The organism is Synechococcus sp. W60.1 (genome assembly GCF_047461575.1).
Classification (GTDB): Bacteria; Cyanobacteriota; Cyanobacteriia; order Thermostichales; family Thermostichaceae; genus Thermostichus.
Genome location: NZ_JANSHL010000002.1, coordinates 107,033 through 126,658 on the forward strand (window position 1 = coordinate 107,033; position 19,626 = coordinate 126,658).

Genomic DNA, 19,626 nt, shown 5'->3' on the forward strand with positions numbered 1-19,626 from the left:
GGAGCTGCCTTCATGACCTCTTCCCCCCACCTGACCGCTGCAGAGGGGGCAGCGGGTTCTGCCAACGGGCTGAAGGAGGCATCCCTGTTTGGGGAACGGGATCCCTTGGCCCATTCCCTTCAAGTCAACGAAGCCTTCAACCGCAGGAACAACCTGTTGAACCGTCGCCTGCAATTGGTGGAAGAACTCTGGGAATCGGTGATCCTGCAGGAGTGCGGTCAGTCTCTGGTGGATCTGTTGCAGCGACTGCGTTCCATGTGTTCCCCAGAAGGACAAGCCCTGGAGTACCCGATCCCAGAGGTACTACAAATTATCGAGTACCTCAGCCTCGACGCCACCATCCAAACGGCACGGGCCTTTGCCCTCTTCTTCCAGTTGATCAACATTGTTGAACAGCACTACGAACGGGCAGAAGACTCCGACATGCGCATGGTGGATAGCCAACAACGTACCGTGCGAGAAAACGAAAAATTTGAACGCCTGTTCCCTTACCTGCGGGCCCAAGGGGTGCCGCCGGGCCTACTGCGCAGATTGCTGGAGCAGTTGCACATTCGCATGGTCTTTACCGCCCACCCCACCGAGATCGTCCGCCACACCATCCGCGAGAAGCAACGAGCTTTCTCTCGCCTGCTCGGCCAACTGGATTGGGCAGAACAAACCCAGCCTTTGCAGGCCCAGATGATAAAAGAACAGATGGCGGAAGAAGTTTTGCTTTGGTGGCGCACCGACGAGTTGCATCAGTCCAAGCCGACTGTTTTGAACGAAGTCGATTACACTTTGCACTATTTTGAAGAGGTGTTGTTTCAGGCCATCCCCCTGCTGCACGAGTACCTCAGCCGCAGCCTGAAAAAAGCTTTTCCCAGCGTCGAGCCACCGCCGGCAGGATTTTGCAACTTCGGCTCGTGGGTAGGCGGGGATCGGGATGGCAACCCTTCCGTCACCGCCGATGTTACCTGGCAAACGGCTCGCTATCAGCGCAACCTCATCCTGGGCAAGTACATCGAATCGGTGAAGGCTCTCACCAAAACCCTGAGCATTTCCCTGCACTGGGGGGATGTGGACAGCCAACTGCTGGATGCCCTTGAGCAGGATCACCGCCTCATGCCTGAGGTTTACGAATCGTTTTCGCTGCAATACCGCCAAGAGCCCTACCGCCTCAAGCTCAGCTACATTCAGCGGCGGCTGGAGTTAACGCGGGAGCGCAATCGCAACTTGGCCGACTCCGCTTGTTTGCCCACCCCTCCCCCCGTGGACAACGCCTATGCCAACGCAGAAGAATTTCTGGCCGACTTGCAGCTTATCCAGAAAAGCTTGAAAAACAGCGGCCTTTCCTGCCGTCAGTTGGATCATCTCATTCAACAGGTACAGGTGTTTGGCTTTCACCTGGCCCATCTGGATATCCGCCAAGACAGCAGCTACCACGAAGCCGCTCTCACGGAGATTTTCGAGTACCTGCGCATTTTGCCGCGCCCCTACAGCGAGATGACGGAAGAGGAAAAAACCGCCTTTCTCCTGCAGGAGCTGCAAACCCGTCGGCCTCTGATACCTTTGGAGATTGCCTTTTCCGATAAGACAGCAGAGCTGATCGCCACCTTTCGCACCCTGCGCCGCATGCAGCAGGAATTCGGCTTGGCCATTTGCCAAACCTATGTGATCAGCATGAGCCGCCAGTTGAGCGACCTGTTGGAGGTGCTGCTGATGGCCAAGGAGGTGGGGCTCTACGATCCCATTAGCGGTCGCGGATCCCTGGCGGTGGTGCCGCTGTTTGAGACCGTCGAAGACCTGAAGCGGGCCCCGGAAGTTTTGCGGCAGTTGCTGGAGATCCCTTTCTATCGCCAGTACTTGGCTCAGCAGGGGAATCTACAGGAGGTGATGCTGGGCTACTCCGATAGCAACAAAGATTCCGGCTTTTTGAGCAGCAACTGGGAGATTTACAAGGCTCAACAACGCCTGCAGACGGTGGCCGAATCCTACGGGGTGAAGCTGCAGATCTTCCATGGCCGGGGCGGTTCGGTGGGCCGTGGAGGGGGCCCGGCTTACGAGGCCATCTTGGCTCAGCCAGGGCGCAGTGTGGGGGGCCGCATCAAAATTACCGAACAGGGAGAGGTGTTGGCCTCCAAGTATTCCCTCCAGGATCTGGCCATTTTTAACCTGGAAACCGTCACCAGCGCCGTGATCCAGGCCAGCCTACTGCGCACCTACCCCAACGATCTGCACGAGTGGTCGCGCCTGATGGAATCCTTGGCGGAGCGCTCCCGGCAGGTGTACCGTAACCTGGTCTACGAGCAGGAGGGCTTTGTGGAGTTTTTCCACGAGGTCACCCCCATTGAAGAGATCAGCCAACTGCAGATCAGCTCCCGTCCCGCCCGCCGCAGCGGTAGCCAAAAAGACATCGGATCCCTGCGGGCCATTCCCTGGGTATTCAGTTGGACGCAAAGCCGCTTTCTCTTGCCGGCCTGGTATGGGGTTGGCACCGCCCTACAAGAATACGTGGCCAGGGGCGAGCACAACCTCAACCACCTGCAGCACCTCTATCGCGAATGGCCTTTCTTCCGCATGGTGATCTCCAAAGTGGAGATGACCTTGGCCAAGGTGGATTTGCAAATAGCGCGTCACTACGTGCGGGAGATGAGCTCTCCAGAGCGTCTAGAGCGGGCGATGGAGCTGTTTGAGTGTATTGCCCAAGAAATGCACCGTACTCGCACAATAGTGTTGCAGATTACGGGTCACAGGGAACTGTTGGAGAACGACCCTTATTTGAAGCGCTCGGTGCAGTTGCGCAACCGCTCTATTGTGCCCTTGGGCTTTATTCAAGTCTCTCTCCTCAAGCGCCTGCGGGAGCGTCAGGGATCCCGCACCGGACGAACACGCTACGACCGAGCTGAACTTCTGCGTGGAGCTTTACTTACCATTAACGGCATTGCCGCCGGGATGCGCAACACGGGCTGAGGGATCCGACTAATTGACCCTGGCGCTGCTTCTATCAAGTTCAGATCGGCATTGAGAGCCTATCAGAACAGATCGTCATCATACTCTTCTGGCTCCACCTCTACTGGCTCTACTTCGACAACGCGGCGGGAAGGACGGCGAGGGGGTTCATCTGCGTAGCTTTCCCCTTGGTCTTGGGGCAACCGTGGGGGACGGCGACGAGTAGCTGTACCTGTGCTGCGCTCTTCCTGCACATCCACATCCTCTGGATACTCTTCGGTGGCAGGACGACGGGGGCGGCGGGCCTCTGGCGGCGGTGCTGGTTCATCGTAGTCCGTATCCTGACGCGAGCGGACCCCTGGCTCCTCGTAATACTCATCCCCTTCGGGTCGGCGGCGGGGACGCACACGGGTATCGCTGGTCAGTTGGGGCCGCGGGCGACGGCTCGGCTCTGCGCTGCCTTCTGGAATGGAGCGGGTGGAGGAGGTGTCGCGAATACGGGATCCCTCGGCTCGAGTGGAAACCGTGCGTCCTTGGGCATAGCCATCCGGGGGATAGGTGCGGCTGAAGCCTTGCCGCCGAACGGTCGGACGAGCCCCGCCCACCTGCCGTGCTTTTTCGCTTAAGAGAATCCGCAAACGGAAGGTTTCGATGGCAAACCAGCCGGCCATCACCGCCAACAACACCTGCGCAAAGAACAGCAACGGGATGAGCCGCTGACCTTCCAAGAGCAAACAGACGGAATAGATCAGGCCCATCGTGGCAAAAATCACGTCGTACTCAGCGGAGGCCTCGCGCTTGATGAACCGAACCGCGAAGATGGCTCCACTGGCAATCGCCACCAGCGCTGCCATCAAAAAGTAGGGGCTTTGGGTGAGAAACATGCCAGGGATCCCTAAACGATGAAGACGGGAGAGCGTTGAGCCTTATCCATTCCACAGCCGATCCTAGCATTGATCCTCCTGGTGGCACGGACAACAAAACCCAGGTTTGGGTGTAGGGACGGGATCCCTCTTCAATAAAAGGGATCGGTGCTAAAATCGGCAGCATCTTCCTGCATGTTCCATGCTGTATCTGGCACGGGTACACAAAAAAAGTCTCTTCGGCCAGGGGGAGCTGCAGCTCTTGGCCCGGCAGGCCGAGGACGGGGTTTGGATGCCGCTGCGCAAGCCAGAAGGGGTCACCTGCAAAGAGGTTGGCCCTTACAACATTGGGGTGTTGCTGCTGGTTGAGCTTTCGGAAGAGCGGCAGGTACGGCGGGTGGAAGAGGCAGCCATGAAGCTGGTGGAGATGTTGCACAACCTATCCCGAACCCACAGTCTGGTGGATCTGTCGGAGATTGAAAGCTGGCGGCAATCCTTGACTCGGCAAAGCCAAGAGCTGAGCCGTCGCGAAGCAGAGGTGGCCGCTCGCCAAGAGCAACTGCAACAGTGGGAAAACCGTCTGCGAGAAAAGCTGTCTCCTTGAGCTCTCAGATCTACTCTTATCTTAAGTAGAGTCATTTTAAGCTAATTGAGAAGCCCCCCAAGTGCTCTGTGCCGCTGCCATCACCCCATCTCCCAAAAAGAAAGGGGAGCTGGATGGAAATGTTTCATACCTGTTTAATAATGACTGTAAGTCCAAGTAAGTCTATGAGTGAATCTGGATGTTCTGCGCCTTCCCAAATCAGTAGTGATACGACCCGGATCAACTTGAGTTAAGCCATTCTTTTCCCCCAGAATAAGCGGGGCAAATCCGGGATCCATCATGCCCCATGTTGCCCATGGCAACAGACTGTCCCACCTCCAGTGTAGAAATCCCCCGACTTTAGTCGGTGAGAGTGTCAACCCTGTGCTGGTGCTGTATGGATCGATCAAACAGTGCTGAGATCTGGCCTTAACTCGCGGGCACCTCGCAGATAAACATGCTGCATGTCCGCTTGAGCAAGTGGAGTATTCAACTGGATCAAAACCCGAATGCAACGGGGTAAGTCGCCGCTCACCTCCATCTGTTGCACATCCAACAGAGGCACCGACTCCCAACCGGGGCGACGACGAGCAAACTGGGCGGGAAAAGCTGCATTTAAATCAGGGGTAACGGAAAAAATAACGCTGACTAGTTCAGCCGGATCGAGGGCGTTGCGGTGCTCTAGCGTATCCAGCAGCTCAGCCACCGCCGCGCCAATGGCCTCGGCACTGTTTGTAGGTACGGTGATGGCTCCCCGAATTGCTCTGACTCGCCACCCCAATGGCCACACCCTCGCGCGCTTGAGCTCGCCTTGCTTCCAGAAAATTATACAGACTCATCCCTGTTGGGATCCCATCCCTCTGGAGGAAACCGGCTCCTGTCACCTATCTGGGTTGCAGGAGCTTTTCCAGGATCTGCTCGTGGCTGAGGCCGGAGTCCACCCAGGCTTCTCCTTCTTTGAGGCGGGCGGCAGCGGTCACGACAAACAAATTGCTCTCTGCTCCCAAAGCCTCGCTGGCAGTTTGCACGCAGAGCAAATCCTGGCCGGTTAGCTGGCTAAACCAGGTGGCCAACAGCCCTGCCTCCAGAAAGCCCATCGGCCGCTTGAAATGGGGAGGGGTGACAGCAGCGAAGGGGGAATTGCGAATCGACACCACCAGCACTCCTTGATCTTTGTAAGTCCAGTCGATCTCGATCAATCCCCAGCCATGAGTTTTCCAAGCTTGTCTCAGACTTTGCAGGAAAAGGCCCATCTCTAGCTCGGCCAAAGGCTTCTGGTAGTAGTCGGAGAGTTCTTGGGCAAAACGGCGGAAAAACTCCTTGCCCCACATCCGACCACAGTTGCGCAATACCAAACGAGCAGCCTGGCCAGTCTCGTATTCCAGGCCCGTGTAGATGCCCCGCAGCAATGCCTCTGGAAGGGCCAAGAGACGTTCACCGTGGCGACTTTCCAGTAAGCCCGATTCCAAATCGCTTCGCAGATAAGCGCTGGGTGTGTAGTAGTTGGCCAAAACGGGCGTGTAGGGATCAAAGGTGACTGAGCCATTGGAGATAGAGCTAGTGCCGGTCATAAGGGATCCCCTGGTTATCCAATCCAAGTCGTTATTGAGCTTTAAGCATCCAAATAGGAGCAGGGTGCAGTTGACAGTTCGTTGGTTGTTGAGCTGGGAGAACGGTTGTTTACGCTCCAAATCTTATGGCGATCCCTCCAGCAATTGAATACCCCTTGGGCAGATTTACTACAACGCTAACATTAACTCCAACGACACTGAAGTCTCCGGCTAGTTGAGATAGAGCGCTCTAGCACCGAAAAATGCAAAAAGCAAAAAAGTATCTAGCTCTAAAACAGCAAGGCCACCTGTACCTGGGTGATCAAAGGGCGGATAAACTCCAACTCTCCAGGAGCCAAATGGTCTCTCAGCTCTTGCTGGAAAATCCGATAGGCAACCTCATAAACCCTCTGCAGCCCGTACAGGCGCACCTCTTCCTCCATCCACTCGAGCAGCCGCTCTTTCAGGAGGTTTTCGTCCTGCAGCAGCATGGCCATAGCGCTGTGACGCAGCAACAACAACAGGTGCCGCCGACACAGATCCAACACTTGGGGGGAAAGGTCGGGCATCTCTTTTTGCAGGGCATTCAGGGTTTGGCTCACCACCTGGCTCTCCCGTTCCCGCAAAACTCGGTACACATGTTGTCGTTTTGGCCAGCCGAGAACATAGGCCTTCAGATGCTCCAGCTCCTCTGGCTTGAGGTAGCGGGCTTCCGACTCGATCAGCATCTGCTCCAAGGGGCTTACCATCTCGCTTCTTCCGGATGTCAGTGGGTGCTAGGAGACTCAAAACAAGCTGAACAGATCTGCCAAGGTGATCTGTTCTTCTGCCGGCTCGGGTTCTGGTGCTGCCGACAGGGATCCCAGAGAATGCGTAGCCAAACTCAGGGGATCCCCCGCCCAGGGGATGGAACCAAAATGCTCCCGCACTTGCAGAAAAGGCATCGGCAGAGAGCGCATCTGTAGGGGGCGGTTATCCCAATTTAGACGGGCAAAAAAGCTCTGCACCGAATCCTCTAAAGTAATCTTCCAGGTCATGCCTTGGCTACTCCCTGGCCTGAACGCAATTTTTGGGCAATTTCGCTGGCACTGGCCCCTTCGTTTAGCCAGAAGGCAGCCGCATCAATGCGATCTTTGCTGCCTAGCAAAAACTTGCAGTAGCTTTCCCCCATAGAATAGCACTGGATCTCGATGCAGTTGAGCTGCCGTTCCACCATGGTGCTAAAAAAGCCGGCAAATAATCCGGCGTAAAGATGACAGACAGGTTTGCCCACATCCCCCAGGGTGCGGGCCACGGCGGAGTCAAAGAGGTTGATGAAAATAAACCCTTGCCGCCGACTCTCGGTCTCCACCTCCCAGCGCCCCCATCCTTGGGAGGTCAGAGGCCACCACCAGGTTTCCAAGAGAAACATGAGATTACTCTGCTTGGGGTGGCGCCGATATTCCTCCTCAAACCAGCGGGAAAAATGGACAGCATCGTTGCGTCCCCACTCTTGACCGATGGTGTACATCAGAGAAGCTGAGGCATCTCCCACTTCTTCTTCCAGGCCCTGCTGCAAGCCCAGAATAAAGTCTTCGCTCACCAAGACATTGCGGGCACCCGTCCAGTCCACAAGGGATCCCTGGGAGAGATTAAAGCGGAAAAAGTCTTCGCGGCTGTAGTGATTGTGCCGTTGGGCGGCGGGCTGAAGCGGTATCTCAATGGGGGAGGTCGTCATGGTTGGGTGAGGAGAGAGCACGTTTTTTAACACTCCTTATCATACCCTTCTTAACTGGCATGTTTACCTAGAGACCTAGAGACGACCACCCTCAAAGCGAGGCAGAAAAGTCTTGAGTTGTTATAAAGAAAAGAGTTGTAAAGATTTGTTCAAGAATGGGGAAGAAGAGCCGTAGAGGGATCTGGAGCACTACTGAGATCGGGGCCTGACCTTGACAAAAGCAATGGCAGACCGCCACAGCAGCGACTCCCGCCCCTCGGCATCGGCTAAACAGAGGCAATCGGGATCCTGCCAGCGCAACTGGCCGACGAAGACATCTCCGGTATTGAGTTTGACCTCGAGGGTTTCCCGATCCTTGATGACCTTCTGCAGGCGACGCACGCTCGGGATCCCGGTGTTGAAATCGGTCACGACAGCCCTATCAGCCAGCGAGAAACGGTATGTCAGCAAGCCCACTGCCCCCAGTATAGGGGATCCCTGCCGCTTCCCACTGCCCCTCCACCACACTTCCACAACTTGGGCTCAAAACTCGCCCTCATCTTTGCCCATTTTTTCTGCTGGCGAGTACTATGTAGGGGGGATGGCGCTTAGAAAAGCGGTAAACCTTTCGAGTTCGCCGTCTTTTTTAAGCGAATCTACGGGTGTTCTCCCCGAAAAAAGCCAGCACAATAGGGCTAGGGTGATAGAGGGTGCGGCTGTCGCCCTAGGGAAGGTGAATCCTCAGCTGGGATCCCTTCTACATGCCATTTTGCCGCCGAGTTGTCTGTCCTTTTCAACCCTCATCAGTATCAGCAGTATCAGTGCAGGAGAGATCGTTATGGCAGTTGAGAAAGTGAACTCCTCGTCCAGCTTGGCCGAAGTGATCGATCGCATCTTGGACAAAGGTATCGTTGTCGATGCCTGGGTGCGGGTTTCTTTGGTTGGGATCGAGCTGTTGGCCATTGAAGCCCGCGTCGTTGTGGCTTCTGTGGAAACCTACCTGAAGTACGCTGAGGCTGTGGGTCTGACGGCTACTGCTGCTGCTCCTGCCGTCTAAATCTGCCTAACCAAAATCACTCAACCAAGGAAAGTGCCCACAACCCTCTCGCCTTGAGCATCGCAATGGTTGGATGAGTTATGCTCTCTGGGCGGAGGCGTAGGAAGCTAGCCGTCGGAAAGCGAGGCAGGGATCCACCGCCGGTCTCTGCCTTGCTCTCATGGGTTTCGTTCAGGGATCGAGTCTTGCAGACGTGTTGGGCTGCAGACTGGCATGATAGCTGGATATCGAGTTTGAAGGGGCAGAGAAGCTGTATCCACCCAAGCATTGAACACGACGTAAGGGATTGAACACCATGAGTTTGCAGGAACAATGGGCCATAGCTCGCAGCCAGCGGGTGGCTCAGAATCGAAGTTTGTTAAGCCGATCCCGGCAGCAGCGCCTAGAGCAGCACCAAGCCCTGATGGTTGAGCTGGGGCAGCGCCGCCAGCAACGACAAGAAGCAATACGGCACCAGACGGAGCAAACCCGCAGCCAATTGCAGAAACTGAGGCAGGAGCGGGCTGTGAGGCGATCCCTGGACGAATGCTCCCGTTCGGAAGCGGCGGCTCAGCGGGCCAAGTCGGTGGCAGAGAGTCTGGCTCGCCTGGAGCAGGAACGAGCTGCTCAATTGGAAGTCAGCCGGCAGCAATTGCAGGCTTTCCGGGCTAACTTGACTGCGGCTGTGGAGCATTTGCTGAGCACCTATACGCAGGCTCGGCAGGCGATGGCCGGCGAAACTCAGCAAGCGCGGCAGTCTTTTTGCGCCGATTTGCGGCAGTGGGTGCAGGCTCTCCGGCAAATGGCTCGACAGGAGCTGGCTCAGATGGCTCAGGAACAGCAAGCCCAGGCCCAGGCCCTGCGGGGATCCCTGGCCACTTTCCGGGCGGAGTTGCATAAGCAGGTGTGGGGCAATGGGATCCCTGTCCTCGCCCCAGAACCTGAGGTCTCCATTTCCGGTGAAGGTTCTGGCAGTTCCGTTGAGATTGCCGGTGAGGCGCCAATATCTGCCTCTGACTCAACGCCCATAGCCGAAGACCAAGCTCCGGTGGAGCCGCCTGCTCCCGTCTCTGTTCCCCAGCCCCAGCCCTCGGAGGGTTTAATAACGCCTGAACCCCCTGAAGTTCCGCCTAGGGCTGAGGAACAAGCGGATCCCATCCTCGCTTACGTCAACAACTATGTGAGTGCCCTACAAGCACAGGATCCCAACCTGACCCTGCTGCAGGTAATTGGGGATCGGGAACGGGTGCGGGATTTGTTGGCCCGCGGCGCGGTGGATCTGGGGTTGGATCCCTCGGAAATCTTGGCTACGCTGCGGCGCATGGTGTCGGGGACGGTCGCAGTTTAGTTGTGCCGAGCGCAGGAAGAACATCCGGGCTATAGTCAAGGCAAAGGAGTCTAGGGCAGCAAAGAGGTTGAGTATCTCCATGGCCACGGTTCTGCAGGCGCGTCCCCGCCAGTTCGTGAACACCCCCTACATTGAGCGGATTACCCGCCGCGCTTTGCGCTATTTGCAATCGGGCTTTGCGGTGCATTTGCGGGGGCCTTCGGGTACGGGCAAAACCACTTTGGCGATGCATCTGGCCAGCCTGCTGGGCCGCCCCATCATGCTGATCTATGGGGATGACCGCTTCGATTCTTCCGACCTCATTGGGGGGCGCACCGGTTTTACCCATCGGCGGGTGGTGGACAACTTCATTCACTCGGTGGTGAAGACGGAGGAGGATGTGCAGCAGCGCTGGGTGGATGCCCGCCTCACCTTGGCTTGCCGAGAGGGGTTTACCCTCATCTACGACGAGTTCAATCGCTCCCGCCCTGAGGCCAACAATGCTCTCCTGAGTGCCTTGGAGGAGAGGCTGCTGGTGTTGCCGCCGGACAGCAACCGCTCGGAATATCTGCGGGTGCATCCCCAGTTCCGGGCCATTTTTACCTCTAACCCGGAGGAATATACCGGGGTTCACAGGGCCCAAGATGCGCTGCTGGATCGGATGATCACCATCGATATGGGGGAGCCGGACATCGAGACCGAAAAGGAGATTCTCACCTCGCGAATAGGCTTATCCGGCCCCGACGCCCTCAAGATCGTCCACATTGTGCGGGCTTTTCGCCGCAAGTTGGATCTGACGCGCCACCCCAGCCTGCGCAGTTGTTTGATGATCGGGCGCATTGTCAAGGAACATGAGCTGGCAGTTAGCAAAGAGAATGCCGATTTTCGCGCTTTGTGTGCGGATGTGCTGTTGCCCCGGGCTGGCAAGCGCTATGAAGAGGGATCCCAGCTGCTGAATTATCTGCTAGACCAACTGCCTGGCTGAGTCTTTTGCCTGTTGGTACACTTTGGAGGTCGATTAACCCTGTGCCGATTAGCTCTCAACCCTTGACCACGGCTACTCACGGCTCCTCGCTGGCCGATGTGCTGGAGCGGGTGCTGGACAAGGGCATTGTGATCGCCGGAGACATCACCGTTTCGGTGGGCAATGTGGAGTTGCTGAATGTGCGCATTCGCCTGCTGATTTCTTCGGTGGATAAGGCCAAGGAGATCGGCATCAATTGGTGGGAGTCGGATCCTTACCTCAACAGCCAGGCGCGGGAGCTGCTGGAAGCCAACCGACAGCTCATGCAGCGCGTTGCCGAATTGGAAAGACAGCTTGCCCAAGCTCTGCCCCAGGGGGGAAAGGGAACGGACCCATAGGCTGCCCCCCGCCATTGTGACCTGGATTGACGGGCTAGACTGGCTGCTGTGGTGGTTTGACGGGGTGATGGGGCATGGCTTTGGAGCTGGCGTTTGACCGGAAGGGTTGGCAGCGGCTAGGGACGCTGGGCTGGGCTGTGGGTGTGGTGCTGGCCCTTGGGATCCCGGCTTGGGGTCAGAATCCCCGTGCCATCAGCATCAGCGCCGATGTGCAGGAGGCCAACGCCAACACAGGGGTTTTTACGGCCATTGGCAATGTCACCCTCAGTTTTCCTGCCGAGCGGCTTACGGCCCGCGCCCAAAGAGCTGTGTATTACAGCCAGGAGCAACGCATTGAGCTGGAGGGCCAGGTCATCATCAACCAAGGGGAGAATCAGTTGCAAGCGGAGAAAGTCATTTACCACATCGACAAGGGCACCATCCAGGCAGTGCCATCGGCAGGGCGGCAAGTGGAGTCCATCTACGTTTTGCCGGAGCCCAGCTCAAGTCCTTAGCTGATCCCCACACTTTTTTCCAGCAGCACGGACTCAGCCAACACGACTATACCGTGATTTCGTCACCGATCATCCCAGCCTGCAGGGTTTCCCTCACCCCCAACCCCTCTCTCAAAAGGAGAGGGGAGCCAGGGACAGACATAACAAATCGTTTCATTGCTGTTTGAAATGACTACATTTGAAATGACTACACATGGGGCAGCGCTGGAAACGAGCTCGGGGAATGTCGGCTTAGATCTGTTTAGGATGTAGTAATTCATTTAGGATGTAGTAGTTCGGGCGGCAGACTTTTTCCCTGACTCTGAATCAAAGGATGGCTGATGGATGTTCGGGATCCGAGTTCCTCACCCCTGGCAACGAGAGGCACAGGTCACTCCAGAAGAGATGTTTTTCAGCCGGCGGCAATTTCTAGCGCAACTGGGATCCGTTGGGGTGGGAGCCAGTTTTTCTATTTTTGGGTTTGGCAGCAGGGGAGCTGCTCCCTCGGTAGAACGAGAGCTGAGGGGGATCCCACTCAACCCCCACTTTTCGGATGTGGGCAGGCCCGTCACCGAGGAGATTGTAGCTGCCCGTTACAACAACTTTTACGAGTTTGGCTCCGGAAAGCGCGTCTGGCGGGCTGCACAGGCTTTGCCCACGGATCCCTGGACTGTCGAGATTACCGGACTGGTGCGGCATCCTCAGCGGTTGGGCCTGGAAGATCTGTTTAACTTCCCCCTCGAAGAGCGCATCTATCGCTTTCGCTGTGTGGAAGCCTGGGCGATGGTGGTGCCGTGGTTGGGCTTTCCGATGCGGCTGCTGCTGGAACGGGTGGATCCCTTGCCGACGGCTCGATTTGTCCGCTTCACTTCCTTTTACGATCCGGAAATTATGCCTGGCCCAATCTGGCCCCCCAACTTGCCTTGGCCCTACACGGAAGGGTTGCGGATCGAGGAAATGGCCAACGAGTTGGCCTTTTTTGCCCTCGGCGTTTATGGCAAGCCGTTGCCCAAACAGCACGGAGCGCCAATTCGCATGGTAGTTCCCTGGAAGTATGGCTTTAAGGGGGGAAAATCCATCGTCAAAATCGAGCTTTTGGATCATCAACCCTCTACGTTTTGGAATACCCTCGCCCCTGAGGAGTATGGATTTGAGGCCAATGTGGATCCTAGGGTGCCCCACCCCCGCTGGTCACAGGAGCAGGAAGTCTTGATCGGTTTCGGATCCCGTTCCCAGTGGCAAATCGTTCCCACCTTGCCCTACAACGGGTACGGAGAGTATGTTGCCCACTTATATGGCTGAACTTATATGCCTGAAGACGCCCACGAAAGGATTCGAACCTCCGACACCTGGGACCGGAACCCAGTGCTCTAGTCCACTGAGCTACGTGGGCAATGCAACTGCATTAACCATCATATCTGCTGATCTTCAGCTCTGCCAAGGGGGCAAAGCTGCGGCGGTGCTGCGGGGTGGGCCCCAAGTTCTGCAACGCCAGTCGGTGCTCCCGCGTGCCATAGCCAGCGTTGGTGCGCCAGCCGTAGCCGGGGTACTGCCGATCCCAGCTCTGCATCAAGGCATCTCGCCAGACTTTGGCCACAACTGAAGCGGCGGCAATGGAGAGGCTGATTTGATCCCCCTTGACCAGGGCCGTTTGCCGGGATCCCAGCTCGGCCAGCGGCAATCCATCCACCAAAATGTGGTCGATGGGATCTAACTCGGCCAAAGCCCGCTGCATGGCCAGCACCGTGGCCCGTCGAATGTTGAGCCGGTCGATCTCAGCAGCAGAGGCACTGCCAATACCCACGGCCAGGGCCACCTGCCGAATCCGTTCCGCCCATTGAGCCCGTTGCTGCGGACGCAGTTGTTTGGAATCCCTCACTCCCTCCAGTGCTTTGGGATCCATCTGGGCGGGCAAAATCACCGCCGCTGCCACTACCGGCCCGGCCAGGGCCCCCCGCCCCACCTCATCCACCCCCGCCACTCGCAGGATCCCTTGCTGCCAAAGGGATCCCTCCCAGATCAAACTCGGCCTTGCCCGCTCCACCATACTCCCATGCCTGCCCCTGGGCTTGGGAGCGGCGGCTAACTGCTGCGGGAGCGCCGTCGCCTAGAGGCTGCCGGAGATTGCTGGGCAGGGCTAATCCCCAGTTCCGCCGCTGGCTCGGCCAAGCTGCTCTGCACGGCTGACGGGAACGATTCAGCAGAGGAGATTTCGGGTTCCGAGGGTTCGGGTGGAGAAACGGTATCCAGCGGCTCCTTCTCCTGCAAGGCATCCGGTTCGGGTGCAAACTCCTCTGTCTGAGAAGTTGCCTCAGTCTCCATCCTGGGCGGACTTTCCGCCTCTAGAGTTCCCGGCAGAACCACCCTAACCGCCGTGTCTCGGCCCCAAGGCGGCGGCTGGTCAAGGAGCAACAGCGGCGACAGCCCCAGCTCCGAGTAGACCCGTTGTTGCAGCGGGGTCATCTCCACGGTGACCGTTTGCCGTACCGGGGCCGGACGGCCTTCTGAGGACTCCGTCCCGCTGGCGCGAACGGTGCGGGCTGGGGGAGCGTGGTCTTTGCGTGCGGTGGATTCTGCCTCTTCCCCACGGCCAGAACGGCGGGGTTCTTGACGCTTTAGGTCTGCTCCGCCCCCTGGCAGTTGCATCGGCTCTGGGGCTTCCTCTTCTACAGGAGTATCCAGGCTCCGGGCAACGAGGCGCTGGCCGGTGCGGGGATCCCCCCAGTCTTCGCGGGGACGCTTGCGTCCTGTTTCAACCCGTGGCTCCTCTTCCAGATCGACCGGGGTGGCAAAGGGCGAAAAGGGATCCGGGCTGGGGCGTCGTTGTCCGGGGGCAGATCGCGACCGCCGCAGCAGCGCACGGCTATCGCCTCGAGACAGCCCATCGCTCCCCACTCGCAGGCGTGCCCGTTGGGGGTTGCCATCGCGGGGCAGGATCGGGCCGGCCTCTTCCTCATCCCCTCCTTCCGCCTCGGTGGGTAGCGTTACCGTCAGGCCGCTTTCTATTGTTAACAGATGCCCTGGCTCGGCCCCCGGCAAGCGGGCTAGGATCCCCAGCCCCTCACAGGTGGGGCAAGAATAGCCGAAGATCTCGTAAAGGCTTTGCCCCTGCCGTTTGCGGGTGAGCTCCACCAGCCCCAATTCCGACAGTTGGACCACCTGTGGGCGAGCTTTGTCGCTGGAGAGGGCCTTGTTAAAATGCTCCAAAACCAGCAACTGGTCGCGGCGGGAATCCATATCGATGAAGTCCACCACAATCACACCGGCAATGTTGCGCAGCCTCAATTGGCGGGCAATCTCGGTAGCCGCCTCACAGTTTGTCCACAGCACTGTCTCCCGAGAAGTGGCCGATTGGGTGAAGGAGCCCGAGTTAACATCAATTACCGTCAGGGCCTCGGTGGGCTCGATGATGATGTAGCCACCAGAGGGCAGATCCACCCGTGGCCGCAGCGCCTGCCGAATAACCGCGTTGACCCGAAAATACTCCAGAATGGGGGTGGGCTCGCGGTGGGCATCGACAACGACACCAGGGGGCATTTGGCCCTTGTTCCAGCCCTGCAGATAGCTACGGACTCGCTTCGCTCCTGCCGCAGAGTCGGTCACAATACGGTTCACATCGTCGGAGTAAACATCCCGCAGCACCCGCTGAATAAAGTCGTCATCCCGGTTGAGTAGCCCCGGCCCCCGTGCTGCCTGATACTGCTGTTGAATATCTTCCCAGAGTTTCTTCAATTGCTCCAGGTCGTCGATCATCGCTTCTTCGGACACACCTTCCGCTTCGGTGCGCACCAACAGGCCCATCTGCGGGGGTTTAATCAAAATGGCCAGCGACTTCAAACGGTTGCGTTCTTCTCGATCCTCGATGCGGCGGGACAGATGAACGCCTTTTCCGTAGGGTCGCAACACCAAATACCGCCCTGGAAAGGCCAAATCTCCGGTAAGCCTTGGCCCTTTGTTGCCGGTAGGCTCTTTCATCACCTGTACCAGCACCTTTTGCTGCGGCAAGACCAGCTCAGAAATCGAGGCATGACTTCGCTTGAGGCGCAGCGGGCCCAGGTCGCTGACGTGGATAAACCCATTGCGCTCTGCAGGGCCGATGTTGACGAAAGCGGCATCGATGCTGGGCAGAACGTTCTCGATGATTCCGACGTAAACGTCTCCCACTTGGTGAGCGCCGCTGGCGACGATCAGCTCCTGCACTTGATCTTCGGCGAAGACGGCTGCCACTCGATGTTGCTCGGCAATGACAATCTGCCTGGGCATTAACTTCCCTCCCCGCCCCAAGGGCACGCGGTTACGGGTTGAACCCTCATTCTGGCGAGGTGTTGTCCTTTTGCTGGGATCTGCTCAAGTTTCTTTAACCAGGATCGAGTCGTCATGGGGCTGTCCATTACCCTCAGCTCTGCTTTGACGCTTGGCTTTGTTTCCTCTCCAATGGGTGAGGTGAGTTTAAGTGCATGTGAACTACCCAATGCTGGCTCTGGTGGGTACAGCGGGGGGCTTCTGCTGATTGGAAGGAAAACTCATCGGATGGGATGAATGGATTCGGTGAGGTTTGCATGGAGATTCATGGATGGGCTCAATCGATAGGCTCAGGGAGCAAGACGGCTCCGCCTCGGGAGATCGAACGCTGGCCCATTGCAGAACCCCAGTTGTGCGGCCCAGCCTGTTCGCGAAAGCGTCGCGTAGCGATAGTCCACAACAAGACAGGGTTTGCGCGCGGAAAGAAGCACCTTCTCAGGGTAAAATTTTCTGGTTAGATCTGGGCTAGGTCGAAGAGGCACACTTTTCTGTTGCACCTATCGACTCGACCCCATCACGCCTGTTACCTGCCCTGGGTACTGAGTTAAGAGTGTCTCCATTCCAGAATCCGGCCCAGCTTTTGCCTGCTGCTCACCCCGCCCTTGGTCAAGTTGATGCTTGGCGAGCCCCACAGCGGCAGGAGCCAGCAATAGCAGCATTATAGCGCTTGTGGGATCCCTCAGCCCAGACAGACCCTTAGCCCTTGGGTTGCTCCCAGAGGAAGTGCTCAATCTGGATCGGCTAGGGGGTTCTCCCACAACAGGCGCAGCCGCTTTGCCGTCTGTAGTGTCCAGTGGGGCAACCCCAATGACTCGGCCATTTGAACCAGATGGGTGGGCCGCAGGTAGGCACCGTCGTTGCGGCAACTGCCCCGGTAAAGGAGGCAAGCGCTGCCCTCGGGGGTCAGGCCCTGAAACTCTAGGTAGTAAAGCAGGGCGCGGGCATTGAAGGGAGAGGACTTGCCAGACTTGGAGGTTTTTTCAATCCAGATTTCCTGCGCGTCTAGGATCTGGGTGCCCCAGGCAGGCCAAGAGGACTCCGTCCCGCTGCCGTGAACGGCTTTGGGCAACTCGCAGCTCACCGTGAGCTGATATTCGGCGGCGTAAACGGCTGCGGTGGCCGAGGGATCCCGAAGGCTAATTTCTTGGACGGCTTGGATGGGGATCTCCGGGGGCAGCTGTTCGCTCAGAAGGGCGCGCAGTTTCTCAGGCGTCAGAGGACCTTCAGGCCGATCCAGCAGCTCCAGATCCAGGATTTCGCCATAGCCTTCCTGGCCAATGGGCAGAGCGTTGGCGTTGGCCAGGCGGGGCATGGGGTGGTAGCCGCCGCTGAAGGCCAGAGGTAACCCCGCTCGCCGACAGGCCCGTTCCCACAGGCGCATGAGATCCAGGTGGCCCAGCCAGCGCAGATCCCCGGTTTTGCCGTAGGTGATGCGGAAACGCTGGGCAGGTGGCTCCGGCTCCAGGGGATCCGGGGTGGGGGTGGGTTTGCTCTGCAGGGGTGGGACGGGTGGGGGCGGGATGACGATGTTGTGGCCGAAGCCGGAGCCGCAAATGCCGCAGGCGGAACAGCCCTCGAAGGAGCAGTCTTCCACGGTGAGGGCTTCCAGGGCGCGGCGGTAGTCTTTTTGCAGCCATTTTTTGTCGATGCCGGTATCGATGTGATCCCAGGGCAAGGGATCCTCCAGGCCCAGTTCGCGGATGGGGAGACGGGCGCAGAGGGCGACCGGGTCGGCACTGAGATCCACGGCTTCGCCGCAGTAGGCCCTCACCCAGGCAGCGTAGGCGGCGTCGATGTTTTCCCACCAGGCGTCCATGCCGGCCCCAGCCTGCCAGGCCCGCTCGATCATCTGTCCCAGGGAGCGATCCCCTTTGCCAATAAAGTCTTCCAGGATGCTGAAGCGGATGTCGGTGAAGTGGGCTTTGACGCCCCGCAGCCGCCGCAGCTCCTTCTGCAGCAGGGCCTGCTTCCGCTGCACGTCGGCGTAGTCCACCCGGTGCCACTGGAAGGGGGTGTGGGGCTTGGGGGTGAAGTTGGAGAGGGTGAGGGTAAACTCCACCCGCTTGCGACCCAGGGCTGCACATTCTCGCTGCAACATCTCGACGGTGCGGGCAATCCCCAGGACATCGGCGTCGGTCTCGCCGGGCAGGCCAATCATGAAATAGAGCTTGATTTTGTCCCAGCCCTCTTGGACGGCGGTGCGAATGCCGCGAATCAAGTCGGCATCGGTGAGGCCCTTGTTGATGATGTCCCGCAGCCGTTGCGTGCCAGCTTCGGGGGCAAAGGTGAGGCCGGAGCGGCGGGATCCCTTCATGATGGCGGCAATTTGCTCATCAAAGCGATCCACCCGCTGGCTGGGCAGGGAAAGGGCAATGTGTTCTCTGAGGAGACGGTTGTGCAGCTCCGCTCCCACCGCCGGCAGGGAAAGGTAGTCGGAGCAGCTAAGGGAGGAGAGGGAAAATTCGCTGTAGCCGGTCTTGCGCAAGCCCTGCACCACAGCCTCCACCACTGCTTCCGGATCCACATCCCGCGCTGGGCGGGTAAGCATTCCCGGCTGGCAAAATCGGCAGCCCCGTGTGCAGCCCCGCCGCACTTCCATCACCAGGCGGTCGTGGACGGTTTCCACCAAAGGCACCAGGCCGACGGAGTATTGGGGTTGAGGCAGGGCCACCCGACGGCGGATGCGCTCCGGCACCCCAGGCACGATGGGCCGCGGTGGGATCCCCTCGTAAAACTGGGGCACGTACACCCCCGGCACCTGCGCCAGCTCCAGCAACACTGCCCGGCGAGGCTGGGACAGGGATCCGGCCAGCACTTGGCCAATTTCCGGCAGCACCTCTTCCCCATCTCCGAAGACGAAGAAATCGAAAAAGTCGGCAAAAGGCTCCGGGTTGGAAGTGGCGGTTGGCCCGCCGGCAAAGATCAGAGGGCACTCTTCCGGGGTAAAGGGCTGCCGTTCCGACCACCTGAGCGGGATCCCGGCCAGATCCAGCATCTCCAGAATGTTGGTGCCCCCCAGCTCGTAGGCCAGGCTGAAGCCAATGATATGGAAAGCGCGCAGAGGACGGCGGGACTCCACGGCAAACAGCGGGATCCCCAACTGCCGCAGGCGGGCAGCCAAATCCGGGCCTGGCAAGTAGGTGCGGTCACACAGTTGATCCGGCTGAGCGTTGAGGATGTTGTAGAGGATGAGGTGGCCTAGGTTGGAAGCTCCCACCTCGTACAACTCTGGATAGCTCAGCACCCAACGCACCCGTGCCGAATCCCAAGGACGGTGGACGGCGCCAAACTCTTTGCCCAAGTAGCGGGCTGGCCGCTGAATCTCAGGGGTGAGCAGGCAATCCAGATCGATGGGACTCAGATCAGTTTGCGCGGTAGCTGGAGAAAGCATTGAGATCCGCCGAGACGTTGACACAGTCACTGATCTGACTCTAGCCGAACTTTTCCAGCAACCCAAACGAAGGGAGAAGCACTTTGCCCCTCTGAGCCCCTAGGTTACAGCCATA

General features: G+C 58.3%; 18 protein-coding genes and 1 tRNA gene. 8 read left to right on the forward strand and 11 right to left on the reverse strand.

The genetic code is table 11. The features are described 5' to 3' along the window. Window positions 1-12 precede the first annotated feature (12 nt). Window positions 13-2,949 carry a phosphoenolpyruvate carboxylase gene (gene ppc, locus NW805_RS02570; protein ID WP_414380829.1) on the forward strand — a complete coding sequence of 979 codons (2,937 nt, stop codon included), beginning with the start codon at window positions 13-15 and terminating at the stop codon, window positions 2,947-2,949. Window positions 2,950-3,011: 62 nt separating this feature from the next. On the opposite strand, the gene NW805_RS02575 is transcribed toward ppc, so the two are convergent. Then, complete coding sequence (locus NW805_RS02575) at window positions 3,012-3,812, reverse strand: Ycf66 family protein (RefSeq protein WP_414421552.1); 801 nt, start codon at window positions 3,810-3,812, stop codon at window positions 3,012-3,014. Window positions 3,813-3,993: 181 nt separating this feature from the next. Here NW805_RS02575 and NW805_RS02580 point away from each other — a divergent pair, with 181 nt between their 5' ends. Further along, window positions 3,994-4,395, forward strand: coding sequence for a hypothetical protein (locus NW805_RS02580; RefSeq protein ID WP_414330894.1), 402 nt, complete (start codon window positions 3,994-3,996; stop codon window positions 4,393-4,395). Between the two features lie 385 nt (window positions 4,396-4,780). Here the strand turns inward: NW805_RS02580 and aroH are convergent, their stop codons facing one another. From aroH to NW805_RS02610, 6 genes are all read right to left on the reverse strand, one after another. Next, window positions 4,781-5,155, reverse strand: a complete 375-nt coding sequence (gene aroH / locus NW805_RS02585) for a chorismate mutase (protein ID WP_011433434.1) — start codon at window positions 5,153-5,155, stop codon at window positions 4,781-4,783. Between the two features lie 103 nt (window positions 5,156-5,258). Continuing rightward, the gene (locus NW805_RS02590; protein WP_414421553.1) at window positions 5,259-5,945 is read right to left on the reverse strand and encodes a V4R domain-containing protein; all 687 of its coding nucleotides are present in this window, start codon (window positions 5,943-5,945) and stop codon (window positions 5,259-5,261) included. Between the two features lie 269 nt (window positions 5,946-6,214). Continuing rightward, on the reverse strand, window positions 6,215-6,673 hold the full coding sequence (locus tag NW805_RS02595) for a hypothetical protein (RefSeq protein WP_414417972.1): 459 nt from the start codon (window positions 6,671-6,673) through the stop codon (window positions 6,215-6,217). 36 nt (window positions 6,674-6,709) lie between these two features. Continuing rightward, window positions 6,710-6,961 carry a hypothetical protein gene (locus NW805_RS02600; RefSeq protein ID WP_414421554.1) on the reverse strand — a complete coding sequence of 84 codons (252 nt, stop codon included), beginning with the start codon at window positions 6,959-6,961 and terminating at the stop codon, window positions 6,710-6,712. After that, window positions 6,958-7,641 carry a V4R domain-containing protein gene (locus NW805_RS02605; protein ID WP_414380835.1) on the reverse strand — a complete coding sequence of 228 codons (684 nt, stop codon included), beginning with the start codon at window positions 7,639-7,641 and terminating at the stop codon, window positions 6,958-6,960. The genes NW805_RS02600 and NW805_RS02605 overlap by 4 nt, the downstream gene beginning before the upstream one ends. Before the next feature lie 189 nt (window positions 7,642-7,830). Next, a complete protein-coding gene (locus NW805_RS02610) occupies window positions 7,831-8,052 on the reverse strand; it encodes an Hfq-related RNA-binding protein (protein ID WP_414421555.1) in 222 nt (73 codons plus the stop codon). Between the two features lie 406 nt (window positions 8,053-8,458). Between NW805_RS02610 and gvpA the strand changes: the two genes are divergently transcribed. From gvpA to msrP, 6 genes are all read left to right on the forward strand, one after another. After that, a complete protein-coding gene (gene gvpA / locus NW805_RS02615) occupies window positions 8,459-8,677 on the forward strand; it encodes a gas vesicle structural protein GvpA (RefSeq protein WP_011429717.1) in 219 nt (72 codons plus the stop codon). 295 nt (window positions 8,678-8,972) lie between these two features. Next, window positions 8,973-10,004 (forward strand): gas vesicle protein GvpC, encoded by a 1,032-nt coding sequence (gvpC, locus tag NW805_RS02620; protein ID WP_414421556.1) that lies wholly within the window; start codon window positions 8,973-8,975, stop codon window positions 10,002-10,004. A 79-nt stretch (window positions 10,005-10,083) separates the two neighbouring features. Then, window positions 10,084-10,968, forward strand: a complete 885-nt coding sequence (gvpN, locus tag NW805_RS02625; RefSeq protein WP_011433426.1) for a gas vesicle protein GvpN — start codon at window positions 10,084-10,086, stop codon at window positions 10,966-10,968. 41 nt (window positions 10,969-11,009) lie between these two features. After that, window positions 11,010-11,345 carry a gas vesicle protein gene (locus NW805_RS02630; RefSeq protein WP_011433425.1) on the forward strand — a complete coding sequence of 112 codons (336 nt, stop codon included), beginning with the start codon at window positions 11,010-11,012 and terminating at the stop codon, window positions 11,343-11,345. 74 nt (window positions 11,346-11,419) lie between these two features. Continuing rightward, window positions 11,420-11,839: an LptA/OstA family protein gene (locus NW805_RS02635; protein WP_414421557.1), complete on the forward strand. Its 420-nt coding sequence runs from the start codon at window positions 11,420-11,422 to the stop codon at window positions 11,837-11,839. A gap of 324 nt (window positions 11,840-12,163) precedes the next feature. Beyond that, complete coding sequence (gene msrP / locus NW805_RS02640) at window positions 12,164-13,120, forward strand: protein-methionine-sulfoxide reductase catalytic subunit MsrP (protein WP_414343713.1); 957 nt, start codon at window positions 12,164-12,166, stop codon at window positions 13,118-13,120. A gap of 17 nt (window positions 13,121-13,137) precedes the next feature. Here msrP and NW805_RS02645 read toward each other — a convergent pair. The 4 genes from NW805_RS02645 to NW805_RS02660 form a co-directional block, all read right to left on the reverse strand. Then, window positions 13,138-13,211, reverse strand: a tRNA-Arg gene (locus NW805_RS02645). 12 nt (window positions 13,212-13,223) lie between these two features. Continuing rightward, window positions 13,224-13,865, reverse strand: coding sequence for a ribonuclease HII (locus tag NW805_RS02650; RefSeq protein WP_414421558.1), 642 nt, complete (start codon window positions 13,863-13,865; stop codon window positions 13,224-13,226). Window positions 13,866-13,900: 35 nt separating this feature from the next. Beyond that, on the reverse strand, window positions 13,901-16,081 hold the full coding sequence (locus NW805_RS02655) for an Rne/Rng family ribonuclease (RefSeq protein WP_414421559.1): 2,181 nt from the start codon (window positions 16,079-16,081) through the stop codon (window positions 13,901-13,903). 766 nt (window positions 16,082-16,847) lie between these two features. Then, window positions 16,848-19,511 carry a TIGR03960 family B12-binding radical SAM protein gene (locus NW805_RS02660; protein WP_414421560.1) on the reverse strand — a complete coding sequence of 888 codons (2,664 nt, stop codon included), beginning with the start codon at window positions 19,509-19,511 and terminating at the stop codon, window positions 16,848-16,850. Window positions 19,512-19,626: the final 115 nt, after the last annotated feature.